This is a genomic window from Ruegeria sp. BA2 (assembly GCF_056539605.1).
The window spans coordinates 1-21,470 of sequence record NZ_JBQFVE010000025.1 but is presented as its reverse complement, the minus strand read 5'-3'; the positions used below and the strand labels follow the sequence as shown (position 1 = coordinate 21,470).

The window sequence follows — 21,470 nt, the reverse complement described above, 5'->3', positions numbered from 1 at the left end:
ATGACTATGGCATCTACGTGCAGCCGATCAATTTCCCAACCGTTCCCCGCGGCACCGAACGCCTGCGATTTACCCCCTCTCCGGTGCATGGCTCAACAGAAATTGATCGTCTCGTGACTGGTTTAAGTGACCTGTGGTCCCGATGTGATCTGAATCGTGGCGCGCTTGTCGGCTAGACTTTCTACCGCCCTATCTAAACTGCCAACAACAAGAATCCGGAGTTACTGACCGATGTCGCAGCTATCGAATGTGATCCTGACCCTACTGCAAGTCTTATCTTACGCGTTTATTTTTGCCGTTGGTCTTGCGGTTCTGTGGGTGGTTGTCACCTATTTCCGGGACAAGACCCAAACCGACAGCACGTTGCGGCGGAACTATCCGGTGATTGCGCGGTTTCGGTACTTCTTTGAACATATGGGCGAGTTTTTTCGCCAGTATTTCTTTGCGCAGGATCGCGAAGAGATGCCGTTCAATCGTGCCGAGCGATCCTGGGTCTATCGCGCCGCGAAGAATGTGGATTCAACTGTTGCCTTTGGATCTACGCGCGATCTGCGCCCAACTGGAACCGTCTATTTCGTAAACTGCCCATTTCCTACGTTGGAAGAGGATGCCATGGGCCCTTCAGCTGTGACGGTGGGGCCGTTTGCGCGACATCCTTATACCACGGATTCACTGTTTAACATCTCGGGCATGAGCTATGGCGCGATCTCAATCCCAGCTGTCCGCGCCCTGTCGCAAGGGGCCAAAAAGGCGGGTATGTGGATCAATACAGGTGAAGGCGGGCTGTCGCCTTATCACTTGGAAAGCGGCGCGGACGTTGTCTTTCAGATCGGCACCGGCAAATTCGGTGTTCGCAAACCGGAAGGCGGGTTTGACGAAGACAAATTGCGTAGTGTCGCGGCCCATGACGCAGTGAAAATGTTCGAAATCAAGCTCAGCCAGGGTGCAAAGCCCGGTAAGGGCGGCATCCTGCCCGGCGCTAAGGTGACCGAAGATATCGCGGCAATTCGTGGTCTGAAAGTCGGTCAGGACGCGATCAGCCCCAATCGCCACCCTGAAATCGACAGTGTCGGCGACCTGTTGGATATGATCCAATACGTGCGCGATGTGACGGGTAAGCCTGTTGGCTTCAAAGCGGTGATCGGGGCTTATGGTTTCTTTGAAGAGCTTTGCAAAGAAATCAACAAGCGCGGGTTCGAAAGCGCACCGGATTTCGTCACCATCGACAGTGCCGATGGCGGCACCGGGGCCGCGCCGATGAGTCTGATCGACAATATGGGCATGCCCCTGCGCGAAAGCCTGCCTCTGACCGTCGACATGTTGAAGAAACACGGGCTTCGGGATCGGATCAAGGTCTGCGCCAGCGGCAAGATGATCAACCCGTCCGAGGTCGCATGGGCCTTCTGCGCGGGTGCAGACTTTGTGAACTCGGCCCGTGGGTTCATGTTTGCGCTTGGTTGCATTCAGGCGCTTCAATGTAACAAAAACACCTGCCCGACAGGGATCACAACACATAATACCAAACTGCAATTTGGTCTCGATCCGACTAGCAAGGCGGAACGCGTTGCCAGCTATGCCCGAAACATGAAGAAAGAGGTTGGTATCATCGCCCATAGTTGCGGTGTCGCAGAGCCACGACTGCTAAAGCGTTATCACGCGCGGATCGTGCTGGATAATGGCCGCTCGGCATCGATGGACGAGTTGTATCCGGAACCCAAGCAACTGCACGCTGCTGAGTAACAGAACCTTTCTAACCCGAAAGACAGAATGCTAGTTTAATTCTGCGCGCCGGTCTTTCCGCACCGGTCCCGCAACATGTCAGGAGATCACATGTCTGCCTCAACCCATACCGCCTCACCCGTCATGAAAGCCTCGGATCTGCTGGTCGCAGCGCTTGAGGCCGAAGGTGTCGAATACATCTTCGCTGTTCCCGGTGAGGAGAATTTGGATGTTCTGGAATCGCTCAGGACTTCAAAGATAGAATTGGTTCTAACCCGTCATGAACAGGGTGCGGCCTTCATGGCGGCCACCTATGGCCGACTAACCGGTAAGGCAGGCGTCTGCATGGCAACGCTTGGGCCCGGCGCTACCAACTTCGCGACGCCTGCAGCCTATGCGCATCTGGGCGGCATGCCCTTGATCATGATCACCGGACAAAAGCCGATCAAAAAATCGAAACAGGGTCAATTCCAGATCATTGATGTGGTGGGCCTGTTCGATCCGATCTGCAAGATGTCTAAACAGATCGTTCACGGCAACACCATACCCTCACTGATCCGCGAGGCCTTCCGCGTTGCGCAGGAAGAACGCCCAGGTGCAGTGCTGCTGGAACTGCCCGAGGATATCGCCGCCGAAGAGACCAGTGAACCCGTTCTGCAGCCCCATCCGCGTTATTACGCTGTGGCTGGCGACACCGTGCTGAACGAGGCGGCTGAAATGATCCGCGCGGCCAAGATGCCGCTGCTTCTGCTGGGAGCTGGGGCAAACCGGAAAGATGCCCGCAGTGCGCTCAGCCAATTTGTGGATGTAACGCAGATCCCATTCTTCAATACCCAGATGGGCAAGGGCGTGATTGACGAACGCTCGGACCTGTTTCTGGGCACCGCTGCATTGTCTGATGGTGACTATCTGCATTGCGCTATCGAACGCGCGGACCTGATCATCAATGTGGGTCATGACGTGGTCGAAAAACCACCTTTCTTTATGGAGGAAGGCGGCACCAAGGTGATCCACGTGAACTACAAGGCCGCGCAGGTCGATCAGGTCTATTTCCCGCAGGTCGAGGTGGTTGGCGATCTGGCGAAATCCATTGCCCGATTGGGTGACATTCTGGGTGGGTCGCTGGAGTTTGATCGCGGCTATTTCCAGCGTGTTAAGCAGGAGACAGATTTGCACACCTCGGAAGGTGCCGACGATCCTCGTTTCCCGGTAATCCCGCAGCGATTTGTGGCCGACACCCGCAAAGTCATGCGGGATTGCGATATCATCGCCTTGGACAATGGCATCTATAAAATCTGGTACGCGCGCAACTATCAGGCCTATCAGCCCAATACCGTTCTGCTAGATAATGCACTGGCCACGATGGGGGCCGGGCTGCCCTCGGCCATGATGGCCGCCAAGCTGTATCCAGAGCGCCGTGTTATGGCGATCTGCGGCGACGGAGGGTTCATGATGAACAGTCAGGAGATCGAGACGGCCGTTCGTCTCGGGCTCAATCTGGTTGTTACGGTGCTCAATGACAGCTCGTATGGGATGATCCGGTGGAAGCAGTCGCATGCTGGTTTCGATGATTGGGGGCTAGAGTTCAAAAATCCCGACTTTGTGCAATATGCCAACAGCTATGGCGCGACCGGGCACCGGGTTGAGCGCACCGAAGATCTGGTTCCAACCTTTGAAAAGGCGTTTCAGGCAGGTGGCGTTCATCTGATCGACCTGCCGGTGGACTACAGCGAAAATCAGCGCGTGCTGATCGATGAGCTGGCCGAAAAGGTGTGCTTGATATGAGCGATACCGTGGACGTACTGAACCCATTCAATCTTGAGAAAATCGGCAGCGTCGCGATCAACACATGGGAAGATGTGGATGCCATGCTGGGCGTGGCGCATGATCTTCATCGCGATCGCGGCGGATGGTTGCCAGCCTATCAGCGGATTGCGATCCTGAAGAAAACGGCGCGGTTTATGTCGGATCGCGCCGAAGAACTGGCCATGCTGATCGCCAGCGAAGGGGGCAAACCTTTGATTGATGCGCGTGTCGAAGCGACCCGCGCCATTGACGGGGTCGAGCTGTGCATCCACGAAATCGGCCAAATGACGGGCAAGGAAATCCCGATGGATCTGACCGCTGCAGGATCAGGCCGGCTCGCGTTCACGCAACGCGAGCCCATTGGCGTAGTGGTCGCAGCCAGCGCCTTTAACCACCCGCTGAACCTGATTGTGCATCAGGTGGCCCCAGCTGTGGCGACCGGTTGCCCGGTGATTATCAAACCCGCGATGGATACGCCTTTGTCGTGTAAAACCTTTGTTGACATCCTGCATCAGGCAGGTCTGCCGCGGGATTGGTGCCAATTTGTTACCTGCCAGAATGAAGTGGCTGAAAGAATGATCACCGATCCCCGGGTTGGATTCTTTTCCTTCATCGGCTCGGCCCGAGTAGGCTGGATGTTGCGGTCAAAACTGGCGCCAGGCACGCGATGCGCGCTGGAACATGGCGGTGCTGCGCCGGTGATTGTCGATGAAACTGCTGATATCGATGCGATGATACCCTTGTTGTCCAAGGGTGGCTTTTATCATTCCGGTCAGGTCTGTGTCTCAGTTCAGCGGGTTTTTGCACCGTCGAACAACGCCGCCGAGATTGCGCGGAAACTGGCAGACGCTGCGGCGGCGTTGCAGGTTGGGGACGCTCGTGATCCAAGTGTCGAGTGCGGCCCTTTGATCCGACCGGGCGAAGTGGTCCGGGTCGAGGAATGGGTGAACGAGGCAATCGAAGGTGGCGCAAAGCTGGTGACAGGTGGCAAACGTCTGGGCCCGACAACCTATGCGCCAACCGTCCTGATGGACCCACCCGCAGAAGCGCGCGTTTCAACAGCCGAGATATTCGGGCCTGTTGTATGCGTTTACAGTTATGACCGGATCGAGCAGGCTTATGAGGTTGCGAACAGCTTGCCATTCGCTTTTCAGGCGGCGGTGTTCACCAATACGCTTAGCACCGCGATGCAGTCCGTGCAGCGTCTGGATGCAACAGCTGTCATGGTAAACGATCACACCGCCTTTCGGGTCGACTGGATGCCCTTCGCGGGCCGTCGCCAATCTGGCTACAATACCGGCGGCATCGGGTACACGATGCATGACATGACACAGGACAAAATGGCAGTGATCCAGCTGTGAAGAAAACGCACTTGCGAATCCAATCTCGTTCAATTCGGATTTGCTGAAGCCTTGTGCAGGTCTAACGATACTGAGAAATGCCTCTCGCGCTACGTACACAACGGCTTTGATCGCTTATTTGCCAATCTCGGTCTTCCGTTTTCTAAGCACAGCGGTGGACCAGATCAGTAAGGGATAGAGCACTCAAGAGTGATTTGTTAAGAGAGAATTCTGGTTCATCACAACCACCAGGAAGTAGCGATGAGAAAATAACTAGGAACTCAAGCAAAGCCATGGAGAAAAAGTTGTAAAGGACATATCTGCTGTGCGACGCGCAAGCCCGCTCACTTCAAATGCGCCATATGACACACCACATACAAGATCACGTCCTTTGGAGAATGCGCGCCTTTGAAAAAAATTACCACGATCTGCTGTCCTCTGTTTTGGGCAATCCACTACCAGACCGTTCATCACATCGACAGACAGACTACAGAGTTTGCAACCATTCCAAAACGACATCCGCTCCGAAAGACTAATCGATAATCCCAGCTCGGGTTTGTCGGTCGCTATCAATTTTGACATTGGAATCACTGGTGAACGCAACTCTGCGTTGGTGTACCAGTAGGCACCAAACGATTCCTCTTGCGAGACGAAGAATATGCAAAAGCACCAGCCGCTGCCACCCAGCCCGAATTCCAATGCAGATTTCTGGCTTGATACGCCAGAACACCGCGCTTGGCTGCAAGATCAGGCCCAGCGTCAGCTTGAATTCTTCAGCACAAGCTGCCGAGCTGAGCCCGGGTTTTTCATTCTCGATTATGATGGCAGCCCCCTGCCCAATCGGCTTCAAGAACTGCACACAACGACACGTCTGGTGCATTCCTATGCCTTGGGGCACCTGATGGGATTTCAGGGTGCTGAGCGGATCATCGATCACGGGATGGCCTATTTAGAAAGCCACCACAAAGACAAGGAACACGCAGGTTATCTATGGGCATTGGACGGAGATCAGATCAAGGACGATCGTAAACTCGCCTATGGTCACGTGTTTGTTTTGCTCGCCGCTTCCAGCGCCAAGCAAGCCGGGCACCCGGATGCAGACAAGCTGCTGGCCGAGATCCGAGGCATCCTTGATCAGCATTTCTGGGACGACGAGGCCGGTTTGTTCTGTGACGAATGGAACCGGGATTGGACCCCGTTTTCCACCTATCGCGGGATGAATGCGAATATGCACGGCGTCGAAGCCTTGCTTGCGGCCTATGAGGCAACAGGCGATGAGATCTATCTTTCGCGCGCCGGTCGCATCCTGGATTTCTTCATCGGCCGGATCGCACCTGCCGAAAACTGGCGGTTTCCCGAGCACTACACATCTGACTGGCAGATTGATCGAGACTATGCGGGCGACCCCATGTTCCGGCCTGCTGGCACCACTCCTGGACATTCGTTCGAGCTTGGTCGGCTTCAATTGCAGCACTGGGATTTGTCGGGCCGACCCGCCTCGGATGCTCCCGAAACGTCGCGCTGGTTGATTGAGAGGGCTCTTGCAGACGCATGGCTACCCGATGGTGGCTTGGCCTATACGCTGGATTTTGGAGGCCAAGTCGCCAACGCATCGCGGTTCTGGTGGCCCGTCTCAGAAGCGATCGGAGCGGTCGGCGCTTTGATCGCTTTGGACAAGAAGCCCGAGGATGAAATCTGGTACAGAAAGCTGTGGACCTACGCCAACGAAACACTGATAGACCATCAGCAAGGCGGTTGGTTCCCTGCGGTTGATCAGAGCGGCGAAATTGTTACATCCATCTTTGATGGCAAGCCTGATATCTATCATTCGCTGCAGGCCTGTTTGTTCCCGCTATCGGGGCGATTGTCGCGAATGGTTCCGCTGTAGCTCAGACCAAATCAGACAGATCGGTATCTTCAAAAAGCCGCTTCAATTGAAGAGTCGGCTCAAATCTGCTATGTTTAATGCATTCAACACCATCTGATGACCTGCAAATTTGGATGCGTTTATTTACGAACGGATAGGAGAGTTGAATGGCAAATCAAGCACGTGGAAAGCGAAGTACCCGCAAGGGAACAGTCAAAGTACGGCCACAACCATCCGCCCATTCTGCCTTGGGAGAGCGGGCCGGTGCATCGGGTCTAATGACCCCGCAAATGCTGAGCGAGCGCGATGAGCGCGTTTCTCAGGTTCGCAAAAAAGGCGGGCCCGAACTGGAAGAAGACAACTCGGGTCGCTCGGGCAGCGAAGCAGACCCAACTGAACTGGATTACTGATCAATTGTTTGCATTTTTTGACATGAATAAATTACGGAGGCCGCCATGCCCTCGACCCATCAACCGAGGATTTTCAATACAGTAAACCTTACGGATTTCGACACAAACGGCCAGACATCGACCGTTGGCGAACCAACGGTCTGCAATAACGGAAACCAGATACTGGCAACTGGCAACTGGTATGCCAGCCGGTCACTGGACGGCGGCCAAAGCTGGTCGCATATGAGTCCATTTACGTTGTTTCCCCCTGCGGATGGCGGATTCTGCTGCGACCAGACCACGATCTATGACCCAAGCCGTGATCTGATGATCTGGCTGCTTCAATATATTGAACAGGGCGGAACCAACACCCTAAGGATCGCGGTCAAGCAAGGCCGCACGCTTGGCAACGATACATGGAATATCTGGGATTTCACGCCAACAGGCCTAGATCCGGCCTGGACCAATGAGTGGTTTGACTACAACCATGTATCGCTTTCTGAGAACTTCGTGTACGCGGGCACAAATGTGTTTTCGGCTGGGGCCAATCAGTTTACCAGATCGGTCATTCTGCGAATTTCGCTGGACGAACTGGTGGCTGGAGGATCGTTGTCCTTCGACATTTTTGAGACGGAAGACAACTTTTCCCTCAGATGCGTGCAAGGTGCGCGTGGTGCGATGTATTTCGCCAGCCACAACACCAATTCACAAATCCGCGTTTTCAGATGGCTCGAAAACTCACCTGACGTGGATGAGTTCGATATTGATGTCACGCCTTGGTTTGCGGGCAACTATTCGGCGCAAACCACCGGTGGGGACTGGATGTCGCGCACCGATCCACGCATTACCGCCGGATGGCTGGGCCGAGGTGTGTTGGGCTTTATGTGGGCAGCCAACCGACAGGCTAACCGACCACGACCCTTCATTCGAACCGTGCGCATTGACGAAGCGACCATGTCGCTGATTGACGAACCGGATATCTGGAACGGCCAAATCGCATTTGCCTACCCATCTACCGCGGTCAACAGGGTTGGTGATGTGGGTCTGTCCGTCTTTGCGGGTGGCGGAAACCTGCATCCAAGTCATGTGGTCGGCACCTACGACGACATTGATCTGATCTGGCGCCTGGCCCTTGCCCGACGGGGTACGGATACGCCTGGCCTTGGGAAATGGGGTGACTACACCAATTGTGCCGAAGTTGCTGACGACGGATTCACCTGGCTTGCCGCTGGTTACACACTTCAGGGGGGCAATACGCAGAGTGATATCGAACCGACAATGACCTGGTTTGCCCAACAGCGCTATGACGCTCCGCGACGGCACCCTCCCGTGATTGTCTAAAGAGTTCGATTTTCAGCATACGAGGCACGTCTTCGACCCCTTTTCATAAGGGGTTGACCATATGCTGATCGCTCAGAACCCTTGCATCAGCATATCAAGGGCGATTGTGATCTTTTCAAATTCGTCCGTCAGATTGCCTACCGGAGATTTGAGAACTCCTACTGAAACCGCTGCCATGAACTGCGTCACCATAATTACAGGCTCCCCATCGATTAAAAATTCGGGGTTCAAGCGCGCGGCAGGTCGTGGAGCGTGCGCAGCTGGCAATAGCGGAGCGACCACTCTTGTATTCAGATCACTCAGAAGATCTGTTTGCACATCAAGCAGATAACCTTCACCCGAAGGATTGGGAAACACATCGTATTTCGGCATCAGAACTGGCGGAACCTATCCAAAGGCAAACCGTGCTTTTCTACATAAGAGTTGGAGCTTTGCAGGGCCTCGGCATTTTCAACCTTCCACTGCTCAGCCTTCGCCGCAGCGACAGCGGCACGGACCCCTTCCTCGGCAGCGCGAGAAAGATTTACGTTAAGCGCTCTGGCCTCGGTGAGCAAAGCGCTATCAAGTGATAGATTGGTGGGTTTGCGTGGTTGAGCATTCATATTGCATTCGCCTCCATGTGCCCAAGAATAGCAATACATAATATGCGCGTCAAATATGCGCATATATCCTAAAGATACTTCCTGACCAAGAAGGTCAGTCGATCATGGCTTTTCAGGACCAAACCTAACGATTTCTGTTGAATTCGTCCCATTATCCCCCTAATCACAGCCCTACCTCGGGGTGCGCTAAGGATTGCGCTGAGATGCCAAATGGCAAACCCGTTGAACCTGAACCGGCTAGAACCGGCGGAGGGAAAGGTACAGGTTTCATCCATCCTTGCCCTCTCGCCGCATTGGAGGATGATATGAAACATCTGGCAATTGCTGCGGGAATACTGACTGCAACATCGGCTGTGGCAGCCGATAAGCCCACGTTGACCGTTTATACTTATGACAGCTTCGTCTCGGACTGGGGTCCAGGCCCGAAGGTCGAAGAAGCCTTTGAAGCACAATGTGACTGCGACCTGAATCTGGTCGGCGTCGAAGACGGCGCGGCGTTGCTGTCACGAATTCGGCTTGAAGGTGAAAACAGCGAGGCCGACATTGTGTTGGGTCTGGACACCAACTTGATGTCTGCGGCCAAGGAAACCGGCCTGTTCACCTCCCACTCAGTCACTGCAGATTATGCTTTGCCGATCGAGTGGACCGACACCGTTTTTGCCCCATATGACTGGGGATATTTCGCGTTTGTTCACACTGCCGATGCTCCTGCGCCCAGCAATTTCCGTGAACTGGCGGATAGCGACACCAAGATCATCATTCAAGATCCACGCTCTTCAACGCCGGGTCTAGGTCTGTTGCTGTGGGTCAAGGCCGCATATGGCGACGAAGCCCCCGCGATTTGGGCAGGTCTTGCAGATAACATCGTGACGGTGACCAAGGGCTGGTCTGAATCCTATGGGCTGTTCCTTGAGGGTGAGGCGGACATGGTTCTCAGCTATACCACGTCGCCAGCTTATCACTTGATTGCCGAAGAAGACGCCAGCAAGGCGGCAGCACCCTTTGATGAAGGCCATTACATGCAGGTTGAAGTTGCGGCCAAGCTGGCCAATTCCGATCAGTCCGAGCTGGCAGACCAGTTTATGGATTTCATGGTGTCTGATGCCTTCCAGTCGATCATCCCAACGACCAATTGGATGTACCCGGCGGTAACACCATCTGCCGGTCTGCCCGAAGGTTTTGAGACGCTCATCACCCCTCAGAAATCTCTGCTGTTTGAGCAGGAAGAAGCCGCGATCGCGCGGGAACAGGCGCTTTCGGAATGGTTGGGCGCACTCAGCCAATAAACCCATTACCCGGTGTTAGCGCGGCAGCCATCGTTGCCGCGCTGATACTGGGAACCCTATTCATGGTGGCGATGCGCGCCGAAGCGGGTGGCGGGTTCGGCCCGGCCGACTGGGCCGCACTGCGCTTCACCCTGTTGCAGGCGACGCTATCTGCAGTGTTCAGCGCTGGTCTGGCCATCCCTGTCGCCCGCGCACTGGCCCGCCGGCGGTTCACTGGCAGGCGCGCCCTGATCACGCTGTTGGGTGCACCATTCATCCTGCCCGTAATCGTTGCAATCCTTGGACTTCTGCAAATCTTTGGGCGTGCGGGCTGGATATCCGATGTGTTGGGCCTTGTCGGTCTGCCTCCCATTCAGATCTATGGGCTGCACGGGGTCGTTCTGGCCCATGTATTCTTCAACCTGCCACTGGCAACGCGCCTGATTCTGCAGGGATGGCAGGAAATCCCGGCCGAGCGCTTTCGGCTCGCGGCGCAACTGGGGTGTGACGGTATGGCCATGTTCAGGCTGATCGAACTGCCAATGCTGCGCCGTATTTTGCCCGGGGTTCTGGCGGTGATATTTGCAATCTGCCTGACCAGCTTTGCCGTTGCACTGACGCTCGGCGGTGGGCCTCGGGCAACAACGATCGAACTCGCGATCTATCAAGCCTTCACCTATGACTTTGACCTTGGGCGCGCGGCTCTTTTGTCTGCGGTGCAATTGGTCCTGACCGCTGCCGCTGCATTAGCGGCCCTGCGGTTTTCGCGCGGGGATGGGTTCGGCGCAGGGCTTGATCGCGCTATTCGGCGTTGGGACGGCGGAGCACCATTGCTGGATGCGTTCTGGATCATCACAGCTGCTGCATTCCTTCTACTGCCCTTGGCTTCGGTCACGATTTCAGGCGTCCTAGGATTGTTTGAAATGCCAATATTGGTATTTCGTTCCGCGCTGATATCCGTCTTTGTTGCGGCGACCAGCACAGTGACCCTTTTGCTTATCGCTCTGCCCATGGCGACAACAATCGCAACAGGTCGTTTCGGGATCGTAGAACTTTGCGGCCTGCTAGGGCTTGCGGCTTCGCCTCTGGTCATCGGCACTGGACTATTCATCCTGATCCGCCCTCTCGCAAATCCAACCAGCCTTGCGCTGCCCGTAACCGCAATTGTGAATGCAATCATGGCTCTGCCCTTTGCGCTGAGAATTCTGGTCCCGGCGACGCGTAATACGTTAGAGCGGCACGGGCGTTTGGCGCTTTCTCTGAACATGAACAACTGGTCCTTTTTCATGCGGGTCATAATTCCGCAATTGCGCCCCCAGATCGGCTTTGCTGCTGGGCTGACCGCCGCGATGTCTATGGGTGATCTGGGGGTGATCGCCTTATTCGCAGATGCTCAGATCGCAACGTTGCCCCTGCAAATTTATCGCCTGATGGGCGCCTATCAGATGCAAGCAGCGGCAGGCGGCGCGCTGCTTTTGCTGGTGTTGTCAATGGGCGCGTTCTGGATTTTGGATCGAGGAGGGCGCTGGCATGCTGAAGCTTGACGACTGCACTATCGCAATCGGCAATTTCCTGCTGCGGGCTGATTTTGAGATCAAAGCGGGATCAAGCGTTGCGATTATTGGCCCCTCTGGGGCGGGTAAATCGACGCTTCTTGAAACCATCGCCGGGTTTCGCGACATAAAAAGCGGTCGAATATTCTGGCAGGAAGATAACCTGACGGATTTGCCACCTGGCAAACGACCATTGGCAATGCTGTTTCAAGACGGGAACTTGTTTCCTCACTTGACCGCCGAGCAGAACGTCGCGTTGGGGCTGAGCCCGAACGGAAGGATGTCTGGAGACGATCAGCAACGCGTTCAATCGGCCCTCAAACGTGTCGGTTTGCCTGACATGGGCGGCAGAAAACCAGCAGAATTGTCTGGCGGCCAACAAAGCCGCGTAGCACTAGCCAGAATACTTGTGCAAAGGCGTCAGGTTCTGTTGTTGGATGAACCCTTTGCCGCTTTGGGTCCTGCTCTGAAAGCTGAAATGTTGGACCTAGTAGCGGAATTGGTAGCTGAAACAAAAACCACACTGCTCATGGTCAGCCACGATCCTCAGGATGCGCTTCGGATCACGGATCAAACGGTGTTGGTTGCGGATCAAACCGCGCACCCGCCGATTGGAACAGCGTCTCTCTTCGAAAATCCGCCTCAGGCATTGCGCGACTATTTGGGTTGAACGAACCTGTCCAGACAGGCGTTCAATACCTCGCTCACGCGCAGGCCGATTCCGGGGGCCTCGGACGCGCGCGGGCCAGCAATATTCAGAACAGCGATCGAGTTTGCATCCAGCCACGCCCGCAGCTGTTGCGCGCAATCGGCAATCCCTTGTCTGACATCAATCACCTGATGCGGCTTTTGAGCCTCCACAGCAAACACAACTGTTTTCTGCGTACCCGGACTGGCTGACCCATCTACAAAGATCAGCGTGGCGTCGCTGGACATCACGTTGAGCTTGGTCCGTACTTCCACATCTTGGGAATCTGATTCCGACAATCCGCTGAAGTGGTCAGGGATCAACCCGTCCTCATTGGTTCTGCCTTTTGGCACCCAACCCCCGTAAGGGATGCCGTTCGAGCGGGCAAATTCCAGCGCGGCCGTGTCAACGCCGGTTTGCCCACCTGATACAATCTTCAAACCACGGTGCATGAAACCAGCCCATCCTTAAGGTCTTACGTGTCAGCGACAGATACCCAATCGGAACGGGTCATTTTGCGCAAAGACAAGCTTGCCCTCGGACATGATATGCGCCTGACCAGTAAGCTGAGGGATAATGCCCCTACCCTGCCCCGGTTGAAACGACAACCGATACGAGCTACCGATGATGCTTTCTTGCACAATCTCTTCCCCGGCAGACAATCTCCCGCTGGCCGCAAGACATGCCAACCGGGCCGAGCTTCCGGTGCCGCAGGGTGAGCGGTCATAGTCGTTATCAGGGCACAGTACGAAATTCCGGCTATGGACACCTGCATTCGGCGACGTACCCTGAAAGATTACATGATCAACGGGCTCGCCGTTTTCACCCCCGACCCTCTGCGCAATACAGGCCTCTCGAATTGCAATCGCCACGTCAGTCAAATGGCGGATATTTCCAGGTTCAACCGGGATTGGACTGGGGTCGATGATAAAGAACCAGTTGCCGCCATATGCAATGTCACCGGTGAATGGGCCAAATTCAATGGTCTCGATAGTCACCGACTTATGAACGCGGCGGCTTTCGATATTGGTGACCTGAACGGTATTGGCATCCTGAAGATCGATCGTGACTGCACCCACAGGTGTGTCGATCCGATGAGTTCCGACATCAATCCGTCCCAGATGCGCCAATGTTACGCCAAGACCTATTGTCCCATGGCCACACATACCCAGCACTGCATCGGCGTCAAAGTAGATAACCCCGGTTGCGCATTCAGAGTTATCCGGCTCAACAAGCAGCGCGCCGACCATTCCGGGTTGCCCGCGAGGCTCTAACAGAACAGATTTATAGAATGCTTCATGCGTGGTCGCCAATTGCTGCGCACGTTCAGCCAGTGTCCCCGACCCCAGATCAGGAGCCCCGTCCAAAATAACCCGCGTGGGCATTCCGCCGGTATGGCTGTCAATCACATGCATTCTGCAATGACCCCACCCTGACGTTTCCAGTCAGCGAACCAGGATCGGAACAGGCTATATTGTTGCTCGCAGTAGTTTCTTTGCGCATCGCTCAATGCGTCGGTTTCGTTGAAGTGCAGGCGGTATTCATCCTCGCCATTCAGAACCAGTAGATGTTTGTAGTACAGAACAAGATCGGTCCCTTCGTCAAAACTCGCCAAAACAGCGAAGGCCTCGTCAAGCTCTCGTGCGCGCAGCCGTGCCTCGGCATGCCCTTCTGCAGCCTTCTTCGACAGTGCCGCAAGCAACAACGCCTCTTTGGGCAGCGCGGTCCCAATTCCGGTGATCGACCCAGTTGCCCCGCAGTTTACGAACCCATGGTAAACCTCGGTATCGACACCAACCATCAAAGTGACCTGATTATCCTGCGATGTAATGTGCTCGGCGGCGTAGCGTAGATCGCTTTTTCCACCGAACTCCTTAAAGCCGACCAGATTTGGATGCTCGGTGCGCAGCGCAAAGAACAGGTCCGCCCGTGTGGCGAAACCGTAAACAGGGCTGTTGTAGATAATCGCGGGTACATCCGGTGCGGCGGACAGGATCGCTTTGAAGTGGTTCTTCTGCGCGGCAACAGACGAACCGCGCGACAGCACCCTTGGAATAACCATCAGCCCCGCTGCCCCGACCTTTTGCGCATGTGCGGCATGTGCGACTGCGGATTTCGAGTTGATAGCACCTGTGCCAACAACCACAGGCAATCCTGCATCAACCAGCCGTTCAACGCCTTCCATCCGCTGCGCATCAGTCAGAAGCGGCCAATCCCCCATCGAGCCACAATAGACGACGGCGGACATTCCGGCCTCGATCATTTCTTTGCCCTTTTTAACCAAGGCATCAAAGTCCGGTGTCCGGTCAGCTTTGCAAGGGGTCATCAGGGCAGGCATCGTCCCCGTGAAAATAGTCCGATCCATGAGGTGTTTCCGTTCAATCTGGTTGCTTGTTGCTTAGTCTTCCACGCTGCTGAGCCATCGCACAACCAGTTATTCAAGCGAAACCCACAAAACCTTGGCGTCTTCTTTGCTGGTAGAAATACAGCCGTGCCCCATACCACTATCGTAATACAGCGAGTCACCGGGTTTCATAGGCAATGGGCGGTAATGTTCAGATATGAAGGTTAGCTCACCACTGATGACGTACATGAACTCTTCACCTGTGTGTCGGATCCAGTTCTCATACTCGGATATGTCCCGCGCCTTGATCGTGGCGATATAGGGCAGCATTCGTTTGCTGGTCAGCTCGGAGCACAACAACTCGTGCATGTAGGTCGGCGTATTTCTGATCTCACCTTTGCCACTGGGCGTAAAATCACGCCGTCCTGAAATTCCGGATTGCGCGGACTGCAAGAACAGCTGCGGTGTGTTCATGTCCAGGGCCTGCGTCAGCCGTCGGACAATATCGAAACTTGGGCGAGTCTGGTTGTTTTCAATCTTTGAAAGAGTCGACCGACCGATTCCCGCAGCGCGCCCGGCCTCTTCCAAAGTCCAGCCTTTTGCGCGACGCGCATCCCGGATCGAGCGGCCCAAAGCCTCCCCTTTGTCCTGTTCTTCCGGCCCAGCACCCTCGTTCCGGCTGTCGTCAGACATGGGTATCTCCTTGTTTTATCAAAGCTTACCGATTTCCCCACAACCAAACAACATTTCTGTGATGAGATTTTTGTTGCCTTCAGAACAAGAATTCCACTATAGGAAACAAAATTTCGTACACTGGAATCGAGATTGCAGGAGGAGATCATGTTCACAACACCGCTTAACGAGGCTGATCCGGTCATCGCTGCGTCGATCTCGCGTGAAGGAAAACGCCAGGCCGAACAGATTGAGCTGATCGCGTCTGAGAATATCGTGTCGCAAGCTGTGATCGATGCGCAAGGCTCTGTGCTGACGAATAAATACGCCGAAGGTTATCCCGGTCGCCGCTATTACGGTGGATGCGAATATGTGGATGAGGTCGAAGTCGAAGCGATCGACCGGCTGAAGAAGTTGTTTGGCTGTGAATATGCAAACGTCCAACCACATTCGGGCGCGCAGGCCAATGGTGCTGTCAAGCTGGCGCTGCTCAGCCCCGGAGACACCATCCTCGGCATGTCACTGGATGCCGGTGGTCACCTGACCCATGGCGCAAAGCCTGCCCAGTCCGGCAAGTGGTTCCGTCCGATTCAATATGGTCTGACTGAGGCTGGGCTGATCGATTATGATCAGGTTGAAAAACTGGCAAAATCCGAAAAGCCCAAGCTTATCATTGCAGGTGCATCGGCCTATTCGCAAAAGATCGATTTTGCACGCTTCCGGGCAATTGCCGACGAGGTTGGTGCCTGGCTACTGGCCGACATGGCCCATATCGCCGGGCTTGTTGCGACCGGCCTGCACCCTTCGCCCATTGGGCATGCACATGTCGTGACGTCGACCACGCACAAGACCCTGCGTGGGCCGCGCGGTGGGATCATCCTGACCAATGACGAAGCACTGGCGAAGAAGATCAACTCGGCTGTGTTCCCGGGCCTGCAAGGCGGGCCTCTGATGCACGTGATTGCAGGCAAGGCGGTCGCCTTTGGCGAGGCGCTGCAGCCCGAATTCAAAGAATACATGCAACGCGTTGTCGACAGCGCCGCAGCCTTGGCAAATGTGATGATGGCGCGTGGATGTGACATCGTTTCGGGCGGCACTGAAAACCACCTGATGCTGGTTGATCTGCGCCCCGTCGGCGTAACCGGCAAAGATGCCGAAGCCGCGCTGGAGCGTGCAGGATTTACCTGCAACAAGAACAGCGTTCCGGGTGATCCCGAGAAACCTACCATCACCAGCGGAATCCGTCTTGGCACAGCCGCCGGGTGCAGCCGTGGTTTTGGACCCGAAGAGTTCAAACAGATCGGCCACATGATCGGGGATGTGCTGGACGCGCTGGCACAATCGCCGGATGGGGACGAGGCTGTTGAAAAAGAAACCCGTGAAAAGGTCCGCGCCCTCTGCGCAAGCCACCCGATCTACTGAAAGAAGACCAAATGACTTACGATCTTATTGTCATCGGGGGCGGTCCGGGTGGTTATGTCGCCGCGATCCGCGCAGCACAACTGGGCCTGAAAGTTGCCTGCGTCGAAGGGCGTGGTGCTCTTGGCGGAACCTGTCTGAATGTGGGGTGCATACCCTCCAAAGCGTTGCTGACCTCCTCGGCTAAGTATGCCGAACTTGCACATCTCTCCTCCCACGGTATTGCGGTCGAGGGGGCCAGCATTGATGTACCCGCAATGATGGGCCGCAAGGACAAGATTGTAGGCGATCTGACCAAGGGCATTGCCTTTCTGTTCAAGAAAAACGGTGTGGATCTGATCGAAGGTTGGGCCAGCATCCCCGCCGCTGGACAGGTCAAGGTCGGAGATGTTGTCCACGAGGCCAAAAATATCCTGATTGCAACCGGATCTGAACCGACCTCGTTGCCGGGAATCCAGATTGACGAGCAGGACATCCTCAGCTCAACCGGCGCTATTGCGCTGGAATCCGTGCCGGAACATCTGGTGGTTATCGGTGCAGGTGTGATCGGTCTGGAACTGGGTCAGGTCTGGGCGCGACTGGGTGCCAAGGTCACCGTTGTCGAGTATTTGGATCGGGTGCTGCCCGGCATCGATGGTGAGATTGCCAAACTGGCGCAGCGCGCCCTGTCCAAACGCGGTTTGAAATTCCAACTGGGCCGCGCGCTGAAATCGGTCGAGAAGTCTGATGCTGGGCTAACCCTGACCGTGGATCGCGTTGGCAAGGACAAGGAAGAAGTGATCGAGGCCGACAAGGTTCTGATCGCTGTCGGGCGTCGCCCTGTCACCCGCGGCCTTGGTCTGGAGGTGCTTGGCGTCGCTGTAAACCAGCGCGGCTTCGTTGAGGTCAATGACACGTTCCAAACGTCCGTTCCCGGCATCTACGCGATCGGCGACTGCGTTCCAGGACCGATGCTGGCCCACAAGGCCGAAGAAGATGGTGTTGCGTGTGTTGAGATGCTGGCAGGCGAAACCGGTCATGTCGACTACAACACTGTCCCCGGCGTTGTGTACACCGACCCCGAGGTCGCCTCAGTCGGTTTGACCGAAGAAGCACTGAAAGAGGCCGGAGCCGAGTATTCCGTTGGCAAATTCGCCTTTCTGGCGAACTCGCGCGCGCGCTCGACCGGTGAAACCGACGGTGCGGTCAAGGTGCTGGCTGACCCGAGCGGCAAGATTTTAGGTGCACATATCTGCGGCGCCCATGGCGGCGATCTGATCGCCGAATTGGTTTTGGCGATGACAAAGGGCGCAACCGTGTCCGAAGTCGCTGCAACCTGCCATGCGCACCCGGCGATGGGCGAGGCGGTCAAAGAGGCCTGCCTTGACGCCCTGGGCCGCGCGATCCACGCCTAAGGGAGACCAGCCAGATGACCGTCCAGCTTCGCCCCCGCCATCCGGAAAAAGCCAAGAAGGCCGATAGTGTCATCCCGCGCAAGCCCAAGTGGATTCGCAAGAAAAAGGGTGATAGCGCAGAATACTACGAAACCCGCCGCCTCATGCGCGAGCATAGTCTGGCAACCGTCTGCGAAGAGGCCGCCTGCCCCAATATCGGCGAATGCTGGTCCAAGCGCCACGCCACCATGATGATCATGGGCGAGGTCTGCACTCGGGGCTGTTCGTTCTGCAATGTCTCAACTGGACGCCCGGATGCGCTGGATGTGTTTGAACCCGGTCGTGTGGCCGCAGCAGTCAAGAAACTTGGCCTGCGCCATGTGGTGATCACCTCTGTCGATCGCGATGATCTGGCAGATGGCGGCGCTGAACATATCGCACAGACCATCCGGGCGGTCCGCCACCAGAACCAAGGTACCACGGTCGAGGTTTTGACACCGGATTTCCTGGGCAAAGGCACTGCCTCAGATATCGTATTTGAGGCGGCACCGGATGTTTTCAATCACAATCTGGAAACTGTGCCGCATCTTTATCCGACGGTACGCCCGGGTGCCCGCTATTACACCTCGTTGCGGCTACTGGACGATGCCAAGCGCGCAAACCCCGAGCTGTTTACCAAATCCGGCTTGATGGTCGGGCTGGGTGAAAGCTTGAACGACGTGCGACAGGTGATGGACGACCTGCGCGCCGCCAATGTCGATTTCCTGACCGTCGGTCAATATCTGCAACCGACCCCGAAACATCACCCGATCGACCGGTTCTGGTCACCGGAAGAATTTGCCCAACTGGAACAGATCGCACGTTCCAAGGGCTTTCTGCACGTGTCGGCAACTCCGCTGACCCGTTCGTCGTTCCACGCGGACGAAGACTTTGCCGCCCTCAAGCAGGCCCGTCAGCGGGCTTTGTCGATTAGGGCATAACTCTAACGCAAATGGGAGGAAATCCATGGAAGCGTTGAATTCAATCGTAGGGGCCATCAATGGCGTCGTGTGGGGGCCGCTGATGCTGGTTCTCATTCTTGGCGTTGGCTTCTTCCTGCAGGTGGGGCTGAAATTCATGCCGATCCTGCGTGTGGGCACAGGCTTTAGCCTGCTGTTCAAGGGCCGCGAAGGTCAGGGCGATGGGCAGATCAGCCCGTTCAACGCGCTGATGACCTCGCTGTCGGCGACCATCGGTACAGGTAACATCGCCGGTGTGGCCACTGCTGTCTTCCTGGGCGGTCCGGGCGCCTTGTTCTGGATGTGGATGACCGCCCTGGTGGGCATGGCCACCAAATATGCCGAAGCCGTCTGCGCGGTAAAGTACCGTGAAAAAGACGAGCTGGGTAACTATGTCGGCGGCCCGATGTACTACATCAAAAACGGGCTGGGCGCGAAATGGGCTTGGCTGGGCGTGGCATTCGCCCTGTTCGGCGCGATCGCTGCATTCGGCATCGGGAACGGCGTACAGGCCAACGGTGTTGCACAGGTGCTAGAGGCCAACTTTGGTCTGAATACCTCGGTCACCGGTGTTGTCCTGATGGTCCTGACCGCAGCCGTGATCCTGGGTGGCATCACTCGCATCGGTGCGGTTGCCGGTAAACTGGTTCCATTCATGGCCGTTGCCTACATCATCGCCGGTCTGCTGGTTCTGTTGATCAACATTGGTAATATCGGTCACGCGGTGTCGCTGGTCTTCACCTATGCCTTCACACCGTCGGCCGCCGAAGGTGGTTTTGCGGGTGCCGCCGTCTGGGCCGCCATCCGCTTTGGTGTTGCACGTGGTGTCTTCTCGAACGAAGCCGGTCTGGGGTCTGCCCCGATCGCACACGCCGCAGCCGAGACCAAAGGCCCGGTCAACCAAGGCCTGATCGCGATGTTGGGTACGTTCATCGATACCATCATTGTCTGCTCGATCACCGGTCTGGCAATCATCGCTTCTGGTGCCTGGACTTCGGGTGAATCCGGTGCAGCCTTGACCAGTCACGCGTTCGAGCTGTCCCTGCCGGGTATTGGCGGGTATCTGATCGCCATCGCTCTGTCGATCTTTGCCTTCACCACCATCCTGGGTTGGTCCTTCTATGGAGAGAAATGTGTCGAATTCCTGCTGGGCGTGAAATCCCTTATCCCCTACCGCGTTCTGTGGATCGTCATGATCTATTTCGGCGCAACCGCGGATCTGGGTTTCATCTGGCTGCTGGCAGATACGCTGAACGCGATGATGGCCATTCCTAACCTGATCGCCCTGGCGCTGTTGAGCCCGATCGTCTTCAAACTGACAAAAGAGTTCTTCGCCTCAGGCGGTCAATCCGAAGAACCGGGCGGCACACCTGCCGAATAATTTCGGATGAAAATACGGGGGGCCATCCCGGCCCCCCGGCTTGAAACCAAATTCCATTTCTCGAGGAGAGACGTGATGGCCACGAAAATCCTGCTGCCCATTGATCACACCGACGACCGCTCGTGGAAGAACGCCCTGCCGCTCGCTCTGGAACAGGCCAAGTTTTATGGTGCTGAACTGCACGCCGTTGCTGTCATTCCTGAGATCATCCAGCTGCCGAACCTGCCTGCCAACTATGGTGCCGGTGCCAAAGACCATGTGCGGGGTGCGGTTCAGGCCATTCTGGATCATGGCGACGCCTCCGACGTGACGATTCATGTCGAAGAAGGCAGCGTCTACCGCGAAATCCTGAAGCTTGCCCATAAGGAAGGCTTCGATCTAATCGTCATGGCATCGACCAAAGGCGATTTCCCGAATTATGAGATTGGCCCGAACCTGGCCCGTGTTGTGCGGAACGCGCACTGCACCGTGACCGTCGTTCGCGACCAATCCCGCTGATTGAAAGGTTAAGTTGATGACATCATTAAAGCGCACCCCCCTTTACTCACTTCACGTTGAGTTGGGAGGTAAGTTGGTTGATTTTGCGGGTTGGGAGATGCCTGTTCAGTATCCATTGGGGATTATGGGGGAGCACAAGCAGTGTCGTGAGAAGGCGGCGTTGTTTGATGTGTCTCATATGGGTCAGGTGATTTTGCGGGGCGAGAATGTGGGTG

At 55.8% G+C, this 21,470-nt stretch carries 20 protein-coding genes, 2 pseudogenes and 1 riboswitch; of the genes and pseudogenes, 16 read left to right on the top strand and 6 right to left on the bottom strand.

Annotated elements, in window-relative coordinates; translation table 11 throughout:
• The 7 genes and pseudogenes from ACR0NN_RS24825 to ACR0NN_RS24795 all read left to right on the top strand — a co-directional run.
• A pseudogene (locus tag ACR0NN_RS24825) lies at nt 1–176 on the top strand (5-aminolevulinate synthase); the annotation flags it as partial.
• Nucleotides 177–231: 55 nt separating this feature from the next.
• Nucleotides 232–1,740, top strand: coding sequence for an FMN-binding glutamate synthase family protein (locus tag ACR0NN_RS24820; RefSeq protein WP_170727983.1), 1,509 nt, complete (start codon nt 232–234; stop codon nt 1,738–1,740).
• Between the two features lie 90 nt (nt 1,741–1,830).
• Entirely contained in the window at nt 1,831–3,504 is a 1,674-nt protein-coding gene (locus ACR0NN_RS24815; RefSeq protein ID WP_170727982.1) for an acetolactate synthase large subunit, read from the top strand.
• Complete coding sequence (locus ACR0NN_RS24810) at nt 3,501–4,886, top strand: aldehyde dehydrogenase family protein (protein WP_170727981.1); 1,386 nt, start codon at nt 3,501–3,503, stop codon at nt 4,884–4,886. Before ACR0NN_RS24815 ends, ACR0NN_RS24810 begins: the two co-directional genes overlap by 4 nt.
• A 637-nt stretch (nt 4,887–5,523) precedes the next feature.
• The gene (locus ACR0NN_RS24805) at nt 5,524–6,753 is read left to right on the top strand and encodes an AGE family epimerase/isomerase (RefSeq protein WP_170727980.1); all 1,230 of its coding nucleotides are present in this window, start codon (nt 5,524–5,526) and stop codon (nt 6,751–6,753) included.
• A gap of 146 nt (nt 6,754–6,899) precedes the next feature.
• On the top strand, nt 6,900–7,142 hold the full coding sequence (locus ACR0NN_RS24800; protein ID WP_170727979.1) for a hypothetical protein: 243 nt from the start codon (nt 6,900–6,902) through the stop codon (nt 7,140–7,142).
• Between the two features lie 45 nt (nt 7,143–7,187).
• Entirely contained in the window at nt 7,188–8,462 is a 1,275-nt protein-coding gene (locus ACR0NN_RS24795) for a hypothetical protein (RefSeq protein WP_170727978.1), read from the top strand.
• Between the two features lie 72 nt (nt 8,463–8,534).
• On the opposite strand, the gene ACR0NN_RS24790 is transcribed toward ACR0NN_RS24795, so the two are convergent.
• Nucleotides 8,535–8,834 carry a CcdB family protein gene (locus ACR0NN_RS24790; protein ID WP_170727977.1) on the bottom strand — a complete coding sequence of 100 codons (300 nt, stop codon included), beginning with the start codon at nt 8,832–8,834 and terminating at the stop codon, nt 8,535–8,537.
• Nucleotides 8,834–9,064 (bottom strand): type II toxin-antitoxin system CcdA family antitoxin, encoded by a 231-nt coding sequence (locus ACR0NN_RS24785; RefSeq protein WP_170727976.1) that lies wholly within the window; start codon nt 9,062–9,064, stop codon nt 8,834–8,836. Before ACR0NN_RS24785 ends, ACR0NN_RS24790 begins: the two co-directional genes overlap by 1 nt.
• Nucleotides 9,065–9,231: 167 nt before the next feature.
• Nucleotides 9,232–9,337, top strand: a riboswitch (TPP riboswitch).
• Between the two features lie 32 nt (nt 9,338–9,369).
• On the opposite strand from ACR0NN_RS24785, the gene thiB reads away from it, so the two are divergent.
• Genes thiB through ACR0NN_RS24770 form a run of 3 tightly spaced genes read left to right on the top strand, consistent with a single transcriptional unit; the run spans nt 9,370 to nt 12,552 of the window.
• The gene (gene thiB / locus ACR0NN_RS24780) at nt 9,370–10,350 is read left to right on the top strand and encodes a thiamine ABC transporter substrate binding subunit (RefSeq protein WP_170727975.1); all 981 of its coding nucleotides are present in this window, start codon (nt 9,370–9,372) and stop codon (nt 10,348–10,350) included.
• Nucleotides 10,326–11,873 (top strand): thiamine/thiamine pyrophosphate ABC transporter permease ThiP, encoded by a 1,548-nt coding sequence (locus tag ACR0NN_RS24775; RefSeq protein ID WP_170727974.1) that lies wholly within the window; start codon nt 10,326–10,328, stop codon nt 11,871–11,873. The genes thiB and ACR0NN_RS24775 overlap by 25 nt, the downstream gene beginning before the upstream one ends.
• A complete protein-coding gene (locus tag ACR0NN_RS24770; protein WP_170727973.1) occupies nt 11,860–12,552 on the top strand; it encodes an ATP-binding cassette domain-containing protein in 693 nt (230 codons plus the stop codon). Before ACR0NN_RS24775 ends, ACR0NN_RS24770 begins: the two co-directional genes overlap by 14 nt.
• Here the strand turns inward: ACR0NN_RS24770 and ACR0NN_RS24765 are convergent.
• From ACR0NN_RS24765 to ACR0NN_RS24750, 4 genes are all read right to left on the bottom strand, one after another.
• Nucleotides 12,540–13,022, bottom strand: coding sequence for a putative molybdenum carrier protein (locus ACR0NN_RS24765; RefSeq protein WP_170727972.1), 483 nt, complete (start codon nt 13,020–13,022; stop codon nt 12,540–12,542). The two genes, ACR0NN_RS24770 and ACR0NN_RS24765, sit on opposite strands and share 13 nt — an antisense overlap.
• Before the next feature lie 30 nt (nt 13,023–13,052).
• A complete protein-coding gene (locus ACR0NN_RS24760) occupies nt 13,053–13,985 on the bottom strand; it encodes a 4-hydroxyproline epimerase (protein WP_170727971.1) in 933 nt (310 codons plus the stop codon).
• Nucleotides 13,976–14,935, bottom strand: coding sequence for a dihydrodipicolinate synthase family protein (locus tag ACR0NN_RS24755; protein ID WP_170727970.1), 960 nt, complete (start codon nt 14,933–14,935; stop codon nt 13,976–13,978). The genes ACR0NN_RS24760 and ACR0NN_RS24755 overlap by 10 nt, the downstream gene beginning before the upstream one ends.
• Before the next feature lie 69 nt (nt 14,936–15,004).
• A complete protein-coding gene (locus ACR0NN_RS24750) occupies nt 15,005–15,607 on the bottom strand; it encodes an XRE family transcriptional regulator (RefSeq protein ID WP_170727969.1) in 603 nt (200 codons plus the stop codon).
• Nucleotides 15,608–15,754: 147 nt separating this feature from the next.
• On the opposite strand from ACR0NN_RS24750, the gene glyA reads away from it, so the two are divergent.
• The 6 genes and pseudogenes from glyA to gcvT form a co-directional block, all read left to right on the top strand.
• Entirely contained in the window at nt 15,755–17,008 is a 1,254-nt protein-coding gene (glyA, locus tag ACR0NN_RS24745) for a serine hydroxymethyltransferase (RefSeq protein WP_170727968.1), read from the top strand.
• A gap of 11 nt (nt 17,009–17,019) precedes the next feature.
• The gene (lpdA, locus tag ACR0NN_RS24740; RefSeq protein WP_170727967.1) at nt 17,020–18,399 is read left to right on the top strand and encodes a dihydrolipoyl dehydrogenase; all 1,380 of its coding nucleotides are present in this window, start codon (nt 17,020–17,022) and stop codon (nt 18,397–18,399) included.
• Nucleotides 18,400–18,413: 14 nt separating this feature from the next.
• Complete coding sequence (gene lipA, locus ACR0NN_RS24735; RefSeq protein WP_170727966.1) at nt 18,414–19,358, top strand: lipoyl synthase; 945 nt, start codon at nt 18,414–18,416, stop codon at nt 19,356–19,358.
• Nucleotides 19,359–19,383: 25 nt separating this feature from the next.
• Nucleotides 19,384–20,757, top strand: coding sequence for an alanine/glycine:cation symporter family protein (locus tag ACR0NN_RS24730; RefSeq protein ID WP_170685776.1), 1,374 nt, complete (start codon nt 19,384–19,386; stop codon nt 20,755–20,757).
• Between the two features lie 75 nt (nt 20,758–20,832).
• The gene (locus ACR0NN_RS24725; protein WP_170727965.1) at nt 20,833–21,255 is read left to right on the top strand and encodes a universal stress protein; all 423 of its coding nucleotides are present in this window, start codon (nt 20,833–20,835) and stop codon (nt 21,253–21,255) included.
• 16 nt (nt 21,256–21,271) lie between these two features.
• A pseudogene (gene gcvT / locus ACR0NN_RS24720) lies at nt 21,272–21,470 on the top strand (glycine cleavage system aminomethyltransferase GcvT); the annotation flags it as partial.

Coding starts and splice junctions, on each gene's coding strand:
- ACR0NN_RS24820 (WP_170727983.1), top strand. CDS start 232: ATGTCGCAGCTATCGAATGTGATCCTGACCCTACTGCAAGTCTTATCT.
- ACR0NN_RS24815 (WP_170727982.1), top strand. CDS start 1,831: ATGTCTGCCTCAACCCATACCGCCTCACCCGTCATGAAAGCCTCGGAT.
- ACR0NN_RS24810 (WP_170727981.1), top strand. CDS start 3,501: ATGAGCGATACCGTGGACGTACTGAACCCATTCAATCTTGAGAAAATC.
- ACR0NN_RS24805 (WP_170727980.1), top strand. CDS start 5,524: ATGCAAAAGCACCAGCCGCTGCCACCCAGCCCGAATTCCAATGCAGAT.
- ACR0NN_RS24800 (WP_170727979.1), top strand. CDS start 6,900: ATGGCAAATCAAGCACGTGGAAAGCGAAGTACCCGCAAGGGAACAGTC.
- ACR0NN_RS24795 (WP_170727978.1), top strand. CDS start 7,188: ATGCCCTCGACCCATCAACCGAGGATTTTCAATACAGTAAACCTTACG.
- ACR0NN_RS24790 (WP_170727977.1), bottom strand. CDS start 8,834: ATGCCGAAATACGATGTGTTTCCCAATCCTTCGGGTGAAGGTTATCTG.
- ACR0NN_RS24785 (WP_170727976.1), bottom strand. CDS start 9,064: ATGAATGCTCAACCACGCAAACCCACCAATCTATCACTTGATAGCGCT.
- thiB (WP_170727975.1), top strand. CDS start 9,370: ATGAAACATCTGGCAATTGCTGCGGGAATACTGACTGCAACATCGGCT.
- ACR0NN_RS24775 (WP_170727974.1), top strand. CDS start 10,326: ATGGTTGGGCGCACTCAGCCAATAAACCCATTACCCGGTGTTAGCGCG.
- ACR0NN_RS24770 (WP_170727973.1), top strand. CDS start 11,860: ATGCTGAAGCTTGACGACTGCACTATCGCAATCGGCAATTTCCTGCTG.
- ACR0NN_RS24765 (WP_170727972.1), bottom strand. CDS start 13,022: ATGCACCGTGGTTTGAAGATTGTATCAGGTGGGCAAACCGGCGTTGAC.
- ACR0NN_RS24760 (WP_170727971.1), bottom strand. CDS start 13,985: ATGCATGTGATTGACAGCCATACCGGCGGAATGCCCACGCGGGTTATT.
- ACR0NN_RS24755 (WP_170727970.1), bottom strand. CDS start 14,935: ATGGATCGGACTATTTTCACGGGGACGATGCCTGCCCTGATGACCCCT.
- ACR0NN_RS24750 (WP_170727969.1), bottom strand. CDS start 15,607: ATGTCTGACGACAGCCGGAACGAGGGTGCTGGGCCGGAAGAACAGGAC.
- glyA (WP_170727968.1), top strand. CDS start 15,755: ATGTTCACAACACCGCTTAACGAGGCTGATCCGGTCATCGCTGCGTCG.
- lpdA (WP_170727967.1), top strand. CDS start 17,020: ATGACTTACGATCTTATTGTCATCGGGGGCGGTCCGGGTGGTTATGTC.
- lipA (WP_170727966.1), top strand. CDS start 18,414: ATGACCGTCCAGCTTCGCCCCCGCCATCCGGAAAAAGCCAAGAAGGCC.
- ACR0NN_RS24730 (WP_170685776.1), top strand. CDS start 19,384: ATGGAAGCGTTGAATTCAATCGTAGGGGCCATCAATGGCGTCGTGTGG.
- ACR0NN_RS24725 (WP_170727965.1), top strand. CDS start 20,833: ATGGCCACGAAAATCCTGCTGCCCATTGATCACACCGACGACCGCTCG.